The following is a 12,692-nucleotide window of genomic DNA, read 5'->3' as shown; positions in this document are numbered from 1 at the left end:
TGCTCGAAGGGCAATATAACGGCTGCCTCGCTCTCCATGGCTTGACGGGCGGTCTGGCACCAACGACTTTGACCCGATGTCCCCGATGCGTTACTGCACGAACGCTCGTCCGGTAGCGGACCGCCGCCTTCAGGCTGGATGCCTCACACGGGCGAACTCTTCCACAAGATCGGCGGCTCGGGTGGCGCTTTCGGCGGGTTCAGTCAAGTGGTGGGCGAAAGCACGAGCGCGAGCGGCATATTCGGGTGCCAGGATCCGGCGCAGGTCCTGGATCAACGACTCACGGGTAGTGGCCGCGAACCGCCGTGCGGTCCCGACCTTCAATCGTCTCACCGCCATTGCCCAAAAAGGCTGATCGCCCGACGTCCACCAAATCAACGTCGGGAGTCCGGCACGGAGGCCGGCGTGTGTGGTACCCGAGCCGCCGTGATGAACGACGGCACGGCAGGCAGGGAAGATCCTGCCGTAATTTGCCATGCCTACCACTTTGACGTGTTCGAATTGCGGTGCGCCGCTGGTGAAGTCACGCCCGCCGGTACAAACCAGCGCTCGCTCGCCCAGCTGCGCGCACGCGACGCCGATCATTTCCAGGGTGGCGGCCGGTGATTCGGCCGCGATGGTCCCCAGGGCGAAACAGATCGGCGGTCTTCCGGAAGCAATCCATGATGCGACCTCATCGTCATCCTCCGTGGTCAGCCCCATCGTCAGAGAACCGACAAAGGGACGCCGAGGGCCCCATTTTGTCCATTCGGCCTCCAAGTCTGGAAAGAATGCCTTGTCGTAGGCCTGGATTTCCAGCGATCCCCTTTCCGCGATCCGTCTCGCCGCAAAACGCTTCGCCTCAGGTAAGCCCAGTTCACGGCGCTGCGCATCCTCGGCCCTCTTGTTCATGCGCCAACAAAACCAGTCGTGGAATGTCAGCGCCGGACGCACTAAGGGCGATGGCACACCGGCCAAAAACTGCCCATTGGGCCGGATCGGGAAGTAATGGAGGGTGGCAAACGGGAGGTCGTACGCCTCCGCGACGCTGATAGCGAGATCCTGATAAAGCAAACCGGTGCACAGCAGGTCAGCCCCGTCGGCCAGCGAAGCCAGCGTCTCGCTCATTTCCCTCCAGGCTCGAAGGCAGGGCTCCCAAAGCTCGCGCACGAGCCTGATCGGCTCCCGGATCGTCCAGAGACTGCGGAGCATGTTCGGCCAGAAGCCGCGGAGAAATTCCTCGTCCCAAAAAGCCTGCAACTCGGGACCATAAGCATGGGCCGCAAGGCCGACCTCTTTGGCGAAATCAACGAAGTTGGGCGGCACGGCCATACAAACGTCATGCCCTCGGCGCAGTAGTTCGCTACCGAGAGCAACGGAAGGCTCGATATCGCCGCGACTCCCATAGCTCGCCAGCACCAACCTCATTCGGACATCGCCACCGACTTGTGGCGGTGCGGGCGCCGCGACCTCACTCATGTGCGGCACCATCGGTTTGGCGTCTGAGCGGCATCAAAGCCGTGCGGTTGTCGCCATTACCTGTGCCACAGCGCATAACACCCTCCCCTGGGTTCGGCCATACGGGCAGCCAACATCTAACTTTCCGTCATATGCGAAAGCCGACGCAAGGGGGTTTTGCGATATTGAGCCGGTTGGCCCGAATTGTTTAGCCGGCGACGGCTCCGGGCTCGAAGAACGGCGCCCCGTATTCGGTCACCGGCTGGAAGCCGCGTTTGCGCGCCTTTTCAGCGGCCTTGCGAATCAGCGCGTAGATGCCGACGAACGCCGCGTGATCGGTCATCACGAAGGGCGTCAGCAGCCGGTTGTGCACCAGCGAGAAGGCCACACCGCTCGCCGGGTCGGTCCAGCCGAGCGACCCGCCCAGCCCGACGTGACCGAAGCCGGGCATCACGTTCCCGATGGGCAAGCTGTGGTAGCCGAGGTGGAACGCCAACGGCATGAACAGGTTTCGGTCCGGGCGCAGGCTCCGTCGGCCATTCAGGCCGGCCACCAGCTCGCGGGACAGGAACCGGATGCCGTCGACCTCACCGCCGTTGGCGATGGCCCCGTACATCCGCGCCAGCCCGCGGGCCGTCACCACTCCGTTGGCCGCCGGCATCTCCCCATCCAGCAGAGGGGTATCGCCCTGGACCGCGGCGACCATGCCCGGGAAGTACATGGACCGGAACCCTCCGGACAGCTCGTTGGCCACCTTGCGCGTCACGAAGCTGAGGACCGGGTTTCTCACCAGGGTCTGCGGCGTGACAATCTGCGCGACGCGCGTGGGCGCCCCGGCCGGCGGGCGACCCAGATACAACCCGTCGGTGCCCAGCGGCTCGGCGAGCTCTTCCCGGATCAGCACGCGCATGCCTTTTCCGGTCACGCCCCGGGCAAGACCGGACATCAGCCAGCCGAAGGTCAGCGCGTGATAGGCCGATTTGCCCAGCAGCCGCCCCGGCGCCGCCGCGGCCAGCCGTTCTTCCATCACGACGTGGTCCAGCAGGTCTTTGGAGCTGGCGCCCCGCAGGCCGGACAGGCCGGCGGCGTGCCTCATCACTTCGCGCACGGTGAGTTTCGCCTTACCGTTGGCTGCGAACTCCGGCCAGTACTCGGCCATGGGCGCCTCGTAGTCGATCAGCCCCCGGTCGGCGAGCCGGTGAATGACGGTGGCGGCCATGCCTTTGGTCGCCGAGAACACCATCGGGGCGGTGTCGGCAGTCCAGGGCCTATGGCCGCCCCGGTCGGACCACCCGGTCCAGACGTCGACGACGGGTTGGCCGTCGAGATACACAGCCAGCGCGCCGCCGCCGAAGCGGCGGGCGGGGAACATGGTCGAAAAACTGCGAACAACGCATCCGAAATGTGAGTCCGCCGCGCCGGACACACGGTGACCTGCGTCAGGGTCATCGTGGACAGGGACCGCGCGGCGATCGACTCGGGCTTCCACCGTCACACTTTCGAATTTACTTGGATTTCACACCTCGCCGGAGCGAAATCGAATTGTTTATCTATCCGTTATTCGACGCGGCCGTTAATATTTGCTCCGCCGCCAGCGCGGGGGTCAGCTCTCCGGCCTTGACCTGGCGTTCGAGCTCGGCGCGCATCTTGCGCACCTTCGGGTTGGACAGGACCCGATCCAGCACGGTGTCGCGCACCATCTGCCACGTCCAGTCGACTTGCTGGGCGCGCCGGCGCGCCTCGAACTCACCGGTCTTGCTGAGCACCTGGCGGTGACGTTCGATGGTGTCCCACAATTCCTGCAGGCCGGTCCCCTCGGTCGCGCTCATCGTGAGAACGGGTGGCCGCCAGAGTGTTTCACGAGGGTGGATCAACCTGATCGCCGAGGACAGCTCGCGGGCGGCCATCCGCGCCTCCGCGACGTGCTCCCCGTCCGCCTTGTTCACCACCACGATGTCGGCCAGCTCCAGCGCACCCTTCTTGATGCCCTGCAGCTGATCGCCGCTGCGCGCCAGGGTCAGCAGGACGAACGTGTCGACCATGTTGGCCACGGTCACCTCGGACTGACCGACGCCGACGGTCTCGATGATGATCACGTCGAAACCGGCGGCCTCCAACAACACGACCGTCTCGCGGGTGGCCTTTGCTACGCCACCCAGGGTTCCCGACGTCGGCGACGGGCGGATGTACGCGTCCGGGTGCACCGCCAGGCGAGCCATCCGGGTCTTGTCGCCGAGGATCGATCCACCGCTACGCGTCGACGACGGGTCGACGGCCAGCACCGCCACCCGGTGGCCCTGCTCGATCAGATGCATGCCGAGGGCCTCGATGGCGGTGGACTTACCCACCCCGGGGGTCCCGGTGATGCCGATGCGGTGCGCGTTGCCCGAGTCCGGCGTCAGCGCGAGCAGCAGCTGCTGCGCCTTCTCGTGGTGGTCGGCGCGGGTGGACTCGAGCAACGTGATGGCCCGCGGCAGCGCCGCGCGGTCGCCGCCGCGAACGGCGGCGGCCAGCTCGTCGACGGTGTCGCTCTTACGGGCAGCCATCTAGTCGAGCGTGTAACCCAGCCGCTCGGCGAGCTTGTGCAGCAAGCCGATCGCGGCCTCGGCGATCACCGTCCCGGGCGGGAAGATGGCGGCGGCCCCGGCCGCATAGAGCTCGTCGAAGTCGCCGGGCGGGATAACCCCGCCGACCACGATCATGATGTCGGGCCGTCCCACCTCGGCGAGCGCGTCGCGCAGTGCCGGTACCAGTGTCAGGTGGCCGGCCGCCAGCGACGAAACGCCGACGACGTGCACGTCGTTGTCGGCGGCCTGCCGGGCCACCTCCTCGGGCGTGGAGAACAGCGAGCCGACGTCGACGTCGAAACCGAGGTCGGCGAAGGCCGTCGCGATCACCTTCTGGCCGCGGTCGTGACCGTCCTGGCCCATCTTCGCCACCAGAATCCTGGGCCGGCGGCCGTCGGCCTCGGCGAACTTCTCGACTAGTTCGGTGGCGGTTGCGATGTTCTGGGCCTTTCCGGCTTCGTCGCGGTAGACGCCGGCGATGGTGCGAATCTCCGCCTGGTGCCGGCCGTATACCTTTTCCAGCGCGTCGGAGATCTCCCCGACCGTGGCCCTGGCCCGGGCGGCGTTGATCGCCAGCGCCAGCAGATTATTACCCAACCCGTCTTCGCCGGCGCGACCATGCGCGGCCGCGGCCCGCGACAGTTCGGCGAGCGCGGCGTCGACCGCGGCCTGGTCGCGGCCGGCCCGCAGCTCTTCGAGTTTGGCCAGCTGCTCGGCGCGCACCCGGCTGTTCTCGACCTTGAGGACCTCGACCTCTTGGTCCTCTTCGACCTGGTACTTGTTGACGCCGATCACCGGCTGGATTCCGGAGTCGATGCGCGCCTGGGTCCGCGCGGCGGCCTCTTCGATGCGCAGCTTCGGGATGCCCTCGTTGATGGCCTGGGCCATGCCGCCGTGCTCGGCCACCTCGGCGATGTGCGCCCGGGCCCGCTGCGCGAGCTGGTGGGTCAGCCACTCCACGTAATACGAGCCGCCCCACGGGTCGATGGGCCGCGTGGTGCCCGACTCCTGCTGCAGCAGCAACTGCGTGTTCCGCGCGATCCGCGCGGAGAAGTCCGTCGGCAGCGCCAGCGCCTCGTCGAGGGCGTTGGTGTGCAGCGACTGGGTGTGCCCCTGGGTCGCGGCCATCGCCTCGATACAGGTGCGCGCGACGTTGTTGAAGGCGTCCTGGGCGGTCAGCGACCAGCCGGAGGTCTGCGAATGTGTGCGCAGCGACAGCGATTTGGGGTTTTTCGGATTGAACTGGGCGACCAGCTCGCTCCACAGCAGCCGGCCCGCACGCAGCTTGGCGACCTCCATGAAGAAGTTCATCCCGATGCCCCAGAAGAAGGACAGCCGCGGCGCGAACTTGTCGATGTCCAGGTCGGCGTCCAGGCCCGCCTTGATGTAGTCGACGCCGTCGGCCAGCGTGTAGGCCAGCTCCAAATCGGCTGTGGCCCCGGCCTCTTGGATGTGATAGCCGGAGATCGAGATGGAGTTGAACTTCGGCATCTTCGTGCTGGTGTAGCCGAAGATGTCGGAGATGATGCGCATCGACGGCTTGGGCGGATAGATGTAGGTGTTGCGCACCATGAATTCTTTGAGGATGTCGTTCTGGATGGTGCCCGCCAGCTTCTCCGGCGGCACGCCCTGCTCCTCGGCGGCCACCACGTACAGCGCCAGGATCGGCAGCACGGCGCCGTTCATCGTCATCGACACGCTTACGGTCGACAGATCGATGCCGTCGAACAGCTGACGCATGTCGAGGATGGAATCGATTGCCACGCCGGCCATTCCAACGTCACCCTGGACGCGGGGATGGTCGGAGTCGTAGCCGCGGTGGGTGGCCAGGTCGAAGGCCACCGACAGGCCCTTCTGGCCGGCCGCCAGGTTGCGGCGGTAGAACGCATTCGACTCCGCCGCGGTGGAGAACCCCGCGTACTGGCGGATGGTCCACGGCTGGTTGACGTACATCGTGGGGTACGGGCCGCGGAGGAAGGGCGGTTCGCCGGGGAAACTGTTCAGCGGGTAACCGCCGGCCACCGCGGCGGCCCGGTCGGCGCCGATGTACACCGGTTTGACGGCGATGTCCTCCGGCGTGTGCCACTCGAGCTGATCGGGCGTGTACCAGTGCGCCGCCGCGGCGGCCGCGACGTGCTTTTCGACGGCGGCTTCGGTGGGCGGCGGCAGCGGGCGGTCGCCATTCAGCGGGACGTCGGCGAAGTTACCGATCACGGGTGCGGTTGTGGTCATTGCGGTTACGCTCCCAGTCGAGTGAGCAGGTTCGAAAGGGCCTCGACCGCATCGATTTTCGCGGTCAGGAATTCGTCGGGCCGGTGCTCGGCATCACCCACGGCCTTCTCCGGTCCGGCCAGGTAGACCCGCGATACCCCGGCGGCCCGGGCCGCCTCGACGATCGCAGCGGCCTCCTCCCCGTAGCGCTTGTCGGTGCCGCAGATGACCGCCGCGCCAGGTGACCCCGCGTCGGCGACGGCCTTGGCGACACCGGCGGCGTCGACCGTGCCCGGGTTGACGGCTTCGATGCCGCCCGACGCCAGCAGGTTGGCGGCGAACGTGGCGCGAATGTTGTGCTCGGCCAGCGGGCCCAATGGCAGCAACAGCGCCTGCGGACGGGCGCCGGTGCGGGCCAGGAAGGCATCGGAGCGATCACGCAACGCCTCGAAAGCGGCGGCATAACGCTGCAGGTTGCCGGCGGCCAGCGGCGAGCTCGGCGAATCATCATGCGGCAGAGCCGGTTCGGTGAGATTCGGGAATTCGCTGACACCGGTGATCGCGGTGCGACGGTGCGCGATGTCGTCGGCCCGTCGCGCGGCCACCTCGGCGATCTGGCCGGCGACGTAGTCGCGCGCCTCGACGAACCCGCCGCGCGCCTCGATGGCCTGGAAGTGCTCCCAGGCCCGTTCCGCGAGCCGGGCGGTCAGATCCTCGACGAACCACGAGCCGCCGGCCGGATCCAGCACCCGGCCGACGTGCGATTCCTCCAGGAGCAGCAGCTGGGTGTTGCGGGCGATCCGGCGCGCGAAGCTTCTCGCCGTGCCGGGGAAGCCGCCCGGGATCGCCACGTCGAACGGCAGCACCAGCACCGTGTCGGCCCCGCCGACGCCCGCGCCGAAGGCGGCCAGGGTGCAGCGCAGCATGTTCACCCACGGGTCGCGTTGGGTCATCATGGGCAGCGACGTTTCGGCGTGCACGGTGACTGCGCCGCCGTCCGGGTCGCCGACGACCTCCGCGACCCGCGCCCACAGGCGACGCACCGCGCGCATCTTGGCGAGCGTCCCGAACTGGTCGTCGTCGGCGGCCAGCCGGAAACTGATCTGCCGCAACGCCTCGCCGACCGACATGCCCGACTCGGTGAGCCCGCGAAGATAGGCCACCCCGGCGGCCACGGTGCCGGCCAGCTCCCACGTCGCGCTGCCGCCCCGGTTGTGGAAGGCGGGCCCGTCGACGGTGATCGCACGCACGCCGCGCTCTCGGGCCGCCCGCTTGGCGACCGCGACAACCTCGTCGAGCGCGGGCCCGGGACGATCGCTCAGCGTCGCGGTGAGGGGGTCGCCGCCCAGGTCGATCGAAAGTATCTCGCGCTGGTCAGGTTCGACGCCGGCCGCCAACGCCAACATGACGTCGGCGGCGGCGGCATAGCCCGCGCCCGCGTCGACGATGACCGGCGCCATGCTCAGGTGCACGCCCTGCAGGGCAGCCTCGAGCTGGTCGACGGTCACGCCGGACTCGCCAACCCGCAGCACCAGGGCGCTGGCCCCGTTGCCGAGCGCGTCGAGGACCGCCGAATTGACGTCCTCGGCCGCTACCCCGGCGACGCGATCGGCGGGAAACGCCTCGGCCACCTTCCAGCCGGACTTGACGTCGCGCAACGCGTCGGCGCCCCGCACGAAGGGCCACTCGCCGGGCAACGGCGGTTCCGGCAGCTCGTCCAGCGCCGTGTATAGCGCCCGGACCGCGATGCCGTCGTAGGTCGGAGTTTCCAGCAGCCGCTCGGGCTGGTCCCCGAGCTCCTCGGGGTCCTTCCGGGTGCTTTTCGATAGCACGCCGGCGACCGCACTGCGCCAACGCCCGCGAACCTGTTCTAGTTCGGCGAGCCCGGGTACATCAATGGACACCGATTGCTCCCTTTTTCCCAGCAAATGGGGCCTGCGACTTACTAATGAGGCTAATTGATCGAGCCTGTCGGCAGAAAACCGCGCGACGTGACCAGCACGGCAGGCCGGTGATGAAACGCCAGCCTCGAGAAACGAGTTATTCACCTGCGCCCCGTAACCTTTACAGGCGTGACGGCTTCCGCCACCTGCAAAATCGACCGGACCCTGCGCGACCTCGGCGGCGCGCTGGGCGCGGCCGCGCGTCTGCTGTCGCGGCCCCGGGCGATCGCCATAGTGGTCGGTATCACACTCCTGATCGCGGCCGCCTCATGGCTGCCGCTGCCCACCCCGGTGCAGATGCGCGATTGGGCGGAGTCGGTCGGCCCCTGGTTCCCGCTGGCGTTCCTGGCCGCGCACATCGTGGCCACCGTGGTGCCGGTTCCGCGAACGGCGTTCACCCTGGCCGCCGGGCTGCTGTTCGGGCCGCTGACGGGTGTGGCGATCGCGGTGGGTGCCAGCACCGCGAGCGCGGTGATCGCGATGCTGCTGGTGCGCGCGGCCGGGTGGCGGCTGAACCGCCTGGTTCGCCACCGGTCGATCCACACGGTGGACGAGCGCTTGCGGCAACGGGGCTGGCTGGCCATCTTGTCGCTGCGACTGATTCCCGCCGTGCCGTTTTCGGCGATCAACTACGCCGCAGGCGCGTCTACGGTGCGCCTGCGGCCGTACTCGCTGGCGACGCTGGCCGGCCTGCTGCCCGGCACCGCCGCCGTGGTGATCCTCGGCGACGCCCTCGCCGGTCACCCCAACTCGCTGCTCTACCTCGTGTCGCTGTGCACGGCGACCCTGGGCCTGACGGGCTTGGTCATCGAGATTCGCCACCACCGCCGGCACCATCGCCGCGCGCACAGCTCCGTCGGCGACCAGTCCTCCCCCGAGCCGGCTACCGTCAGCTGATCTCCTGCAGCGGATTTGACCAATCGCCCCGGCCGCCGGGCCGAAGCTGGCAAGCTGGAACGCAGATTTACCGGCATCGCTCGAAGGGGGGGTGTTGGCCGGAACCCAAGTGCCGTACCCGCCGCGGTCCAAGATGCATTCCGCGCTGTTGGTCATCGCGTCGCTCTTCTGCGCCACCGCCTTCATCACCGCTGTCTACATGCTGCCGAGGAACACCAACCCGGCCCACGAGACCAGCCCGCCGCCGCTCCTATCGCCGATCGATCTGCCCGCGTCGAGCGCGGTCGGCCCCGGCGCGGGCATCTACGTCCAGTACGCCGACGGGTCGGGCGGGATGGGTTGCACCGCAGGGTTTTTGGTACGCACCAGCACCGGTCAGACCGGTGTCCTCACAGCCGGCCACTGCAACCGCCCCGGCGGGGCCAGCACGGTGACGATGAACTTCGCCGGCATCCTCCCGTACGCGACGCTGGGCACGTTCAGCCAGACGGTCAGCGAGGGAGTCCACAACGAACAGCACGACATCGGCCTCATCGTGCTCAACGGCGACAACGTTCCCCAGAACCCGGCCATCGGAGACTCCTTGCCGGTCTCCGGCGTCGCCACCAACTTGCGGCCCGGCCAGGAACTCTGCAAATTCGGCATGGGCTCGGGCGAAGCCACCTGCGGTCCGATCACGGAAGTCACCGGCAGCAAGGTGGTGTTCATGGCGCCCGGCCGGTGCGGCGATTCCGGCGGCCCCGTCTATCTCAATGAGAGCGACGGCACCGTTCGCGCCGTCGGCATCCTGATCCGCGGGGGTGACCCCGGCAAGCCCAAGCCCGGGTGTGCGGCCCCCGCGAAGTTCTCGGTCGCCGAACTGATCCAGCCGTGGCTGGACAGGTGGCGTCTCACCGCGGTGACCGCGGCCGCCGCGCCGGGCTGACGCTTCACTCCCCCGGCGGCACCGGCAACCTGAGCCGGAACTCGGCGCCGCCGTCGTGCGGCACACACACCAGCTCGCCTCCGTGCGCGCGCGCCAGCGCCCGGGCGATCGGCAGGCCCAGCCCGGCACCGCCGTGATCGCGAGCGCGCCCGGCGTCCAGCCGCACCAGCCGCTCGAAGATCCGCTCCCGCTCGTCGTCGGGAATGCCGGGCCCGCTGTCGACGACGGCCACCTCCGCGGCGCCTTCGTGCATGCGGACGTCGATCGTGATGGCGCCTCCGGGCGGCGTGTAGCGGCGCGCGTTGTCGAGCAGATTCGACAGGATCTGCGCAAGTCGGGTGGGGTCCGCGTTGACAGTCAGCTCGGCCGGCCCCGTGCGCCGGACGATGAGTTGCGGCGCCAGCATGGCGGCCCGGTCGGCTTCGGCATCCGCGATCGCGGCCAGGTCAACATCATGGGTGTCCAGCGGCAGCCCTGCGTCGATGCGACTCAGATCAAGCATGTCCGAGACAAGCCGGCCGGCGCGGCGCGCGTCCGACAGCAACAGGCTGGCCCGGCGATATTGGGCGCCTGCCCCGTCGTCGTCCTGCTGCTGCGAGGCGCTGTTGGCGAGCTGCTCGGCGGCGACCTGGATCCCGGCGATCGGGGTGCGCAGCTCGTGGGCGGCGTCCACCAGGAAGCGCCGGGTTGCCGTCTCGGCGCGCTGGGCCGCGTCCGCGGCCCGCTGCGCCCGGCGCTCGGACGCCTCCAACGCGTCCAGCATTCCGTCGAAAGCTACTGCAGCGCGGCCCAATTCGGTATCCGCCCGGTCGGGGCGCAGCCGTCGCCCGCGATCACCGGTCCTGATGTCGTTGGCCAGCGCCGTCAGCCGATCCAGCGGGCGCAACGCCACCCGGCTGACGGCCACCAGCAGCAGCGCGGCGACCACCAGCGTCGCCACGCCCGCCCCGATCATCAGCAGACGCAGCTGGTGCGTCACCTGTGTGGTTTGCGTCGTGTCGGCGACCAGGATCACCCGGGCGCCATCCGGCAACGGGCGCACCACGGCCGTCGCGGTGGCGTCCGGCGGGAGCGGTGGGGGCGGCGGATGCGGCCAGGGCGGCACGCCGGGCGGCGGCGCGAACCCGAAACCTCCCATGGGCCCGCCCATCGGCGGGGGAGGCGGCCCATGCTGCAGCGCCATCGGGGGTGGCCCGGGCGGTAGCGGCGGCCCGGGCGGTGGCGGCGGCCCCGGCGGACCCGCGCTGATGATCCAGGCGAAGGCGATCGCCGCGATGGTGCCGGCCGCGCCGACCAGCGCGCCCGCCAAGCCGACGCCGGCCACCACGCCGCTGGAATGGCGGCGGGGCTCGCGTGGGTGATGGGCGGGCGGCGGCGGCGGGGGCGGACGGGTGTCGATGTCGTCGTTTGTGGTCATGACACCGGACGCTAGGAGCCGGAACTGAAGTGGACCTGAAGAAACTATGGTCCCGTGAGTCACTCCTGTCGCCCGCGGAGGTGAGCGACGTGTTGCCCACCTCACAGCGACAATGTGGGGACGCTACCCCGGGAGCGGGCTTTGTCGCTGTGAGGCGGGCACTTCGTCGCATACCTGCGTTCTTGCGACTAGTGGGGCTGCCGTGGCGGAAGGTCCATGCGACCGCTTCAGGTTGGTTTCAGAACCGGCGCCGACAATGGGAGCCATGACGAACGCCGGCCACTTCAGCGTCGGCGCGCCCCGGGTTTTGGTGGTCGAAGACTCCGAGACGATTCGCGAAATGGTCAGCGAGGCGCTCACCGACGTCGGCTATCACACCGTCGGCCGCTCTGACGGCAACGGGCTGGAAGAGGCGCTGGACGGGTTGCGGCCGGACCTGGTGGTGCTCGACGTCATGCTTCCGGGCCGCGACGGCTTCGACCTGATCGACGTCATCCGCGACTGGGGCGACGTCGGGATCGTCTTGATCACGGCCCGCGACGGCCTGGACGATCGGCTGCGCGGCCTCGACGGCGGGGCCGACGACTACGTGATCAAACCGTTCGAGCTGGCCGAACTGGTGTCACGGGTCGGGGCGGTGTTGCGCCGGCGCGGACGGCTGCCGCAAGTCGTTCAGCTCGGCGACCTGATGCTCGACGCCGAGGCCGGGGTGGCCGCGCGCAACGGTCGTCGCCTCGACCTGACCGCAACCGAGCTGCGGCTGCTGGCCTTCCTCGTGGAGCAACGCGGCCGCATCGTCAGTGCCGGCCAAATCCTGAACGCCGTGTGGGGGTACGACGCCTACGACCCCAACCTGGTCCAGGTGCACGTGAGCGGCTTGCGGCGCAAGCTCGAAGCCCACGGGCCGCGGATACTGCACACCGTGCGTGGCATCGGCTACCGGCTGCAAGCCCGGCGATCATGACGACTCGGACTCCGTCCCTGCAACGCCGGGTGACGCTGGTGGTGGTGGCCCTGCTGGCCCTGCTCTTGGTGGTCCTCGGCGTCACCATCGACGTCACCCTGGGAGTCATCGCCCGCGGGAATCTGCACGACCGGCTGCTCGCGGCGGCGTCGCGCGCCGAGGCGCTGGACGCCGCGCACACCTCGCCCGATCTGCTGGCCGCCGAACTCAACGGCGGCGGGGTGCGCGCGCTGCTGGTCACCGCCGACGGCGCCACCTACGGCGATCGCGGCATCAGTCCGGACACCGTCGCCGGCCCGGTGGCCCCGCCGCCGAAGTGCTCGCGGTCGGG

At 69.0% G+C, this 12,692-nt stretch carries 9 protein-coding genes and 1 pseudogene; 4 read left to right on the top strand and 6 right to left on the bottom strand.

From position 1 onward, the window contains the following. Positions 1–129 precede the first annotated feature (129 nt). The 5 genes from A5678_RS06125 to mutA all read right to left on the bottom strand — a co-directional run bounded on the left by A5678_RS06125 (position 130) and on the right by mutA (position 8,119). A complete protein-coding gene (locus A5678_RS06125) occupies positions 130–1,407 on the bottom strand; it encodes a glycosyltransferase (RefSeq protein ID WP_068040184.1) in 1,278 nt (425 codons plus the stop codon). A 238-nt stretch (positions 1,408–1,645) separates the two neighbouring features. Continuing rightward, positions 1,646–2,932, bottom strand: a complete 1,287-nt coding sequence (locus A5678_RS06120) for a serine hydrolase domain-containing protein (RefSeq protein ID WP_068039922.1) — start codon at positions 2,930–2,932, stop codon at positions 1,646–1,648. Positions 2,933–2,987: 55 nt separating this feature from the next. Then, positions 2,988–3,983: a methylmalonyl Co-A mutase-associated GTPase MeaB gene (meaB, locus tag A5678_RS06115; protein ID WP_068039921.1), complete on the bottom strand. Its 996-nt coding sequence runs from the start codon at positions 3,981–3,983 to the stop codon at positions 2,988–2,990. Next, positions 3,984–6,236, bottom strand: a complete 2,253-nt coding sequence (gene scpA, locus A5678_RS06110; RefSeq protein WP_068039919.1) for a methylmalonyl-CoA mutase — start codon at positions 6,234–6,236, stop codon at positions 3,984–3,986. Between the two features lie 5 nt (positions 6,237–6,241). After that, positions 6,242–8,119, bottom strand: a complete 1,878-nt coding sequence (gene mutA / locus A5678_RS06105) for a methylmalonyl-CoA mutase small subunit (RefSeq protein WP_068039917.1) — start codon at positions 8,117–8,119, stop codon at positions 6,242–6,244. A gap of 168 nt (positions 8,120–8,287) precedes the next feature. Here mutA and A5678_RS06100 point away from each other — a divergent pair, with 168 nt between their 5' ends. Next, complete coding sequence (locus A5678_RS06100; RefSeq protein WP_068039915.1) at positions 8,288–9,055, top strand: TVP38/TMEM64 family protein; 768 nt, start codon at positions 8,288–8,290, stop codon at positions 9,053–9,055. Positions 9,056–9,188: 133 nt separating this feature from the next. Then, a complete protein-coding gene (locus A5678_RS06095) occupies positions 9,189–9,980 on the top strand; it encodes a S1 family peptidase (RefSeq protein ID WP_068040182.1) in 792 nt (263 codons plus the stop codon). A 4-nt stretch (positions 9,981–9,984) separates the two neighbouring features. Here A5678_RS06095 and A5678_RS06090 read toward each other — a convergent pair whose 3' ends face one another. After that, complete coding sequence (locus tag A5678_RS06090) at positions 9,985–11,397, bottom strand: cell wall metabolism sensor histidine kinase WalK (protein ID WP_082945414.1); 1,413 nt, start codon at positions 11,395–11,397, stop codon at positions 9,985–9,987. Between the two features lie 256 nt (positions 11,398–11,653). Between A5678_RS06090 and A5678_RS06085 the strand changes: the two genes are divergently transcribed. Both A5678_RS06085 and A5678_RS06080 read left to right on the top strand, forming a co-directional pair. Further along, positions 11,654–12,361: a response regulator transcription factor gene (locus A5678_RS06085; RefSeq protein WP_068039913.1), complete on the top strand. Its 708-nt coding sequence runs from the start codon at positions 11,654–11,656 to the stop codon at positions 12,359–12,361. Continuing rightward, positions 12,358–12,692 (top strand): annotated as a pseudogene (locus tag A5678_RS06080) (two-component sensor histidine kinase); the annotation flags it as partial. The gene A5678_RS06085 and the pseudogene A5678_RS06080, both read left to right, overlap by 4 nt.

It is taken from the genome of Mycobacterium sp. E2733 (assembly GCF_001667585.1).
Taxonomy (GTDB): Bacteria; Actinomycetota; Actinomycetes; order Mycobacteriales; family Mycobacteriaceae; genus Mycobacterium.
This window is presented reverse-complemented; position numbering and strand designations above follow the sequence as displayed.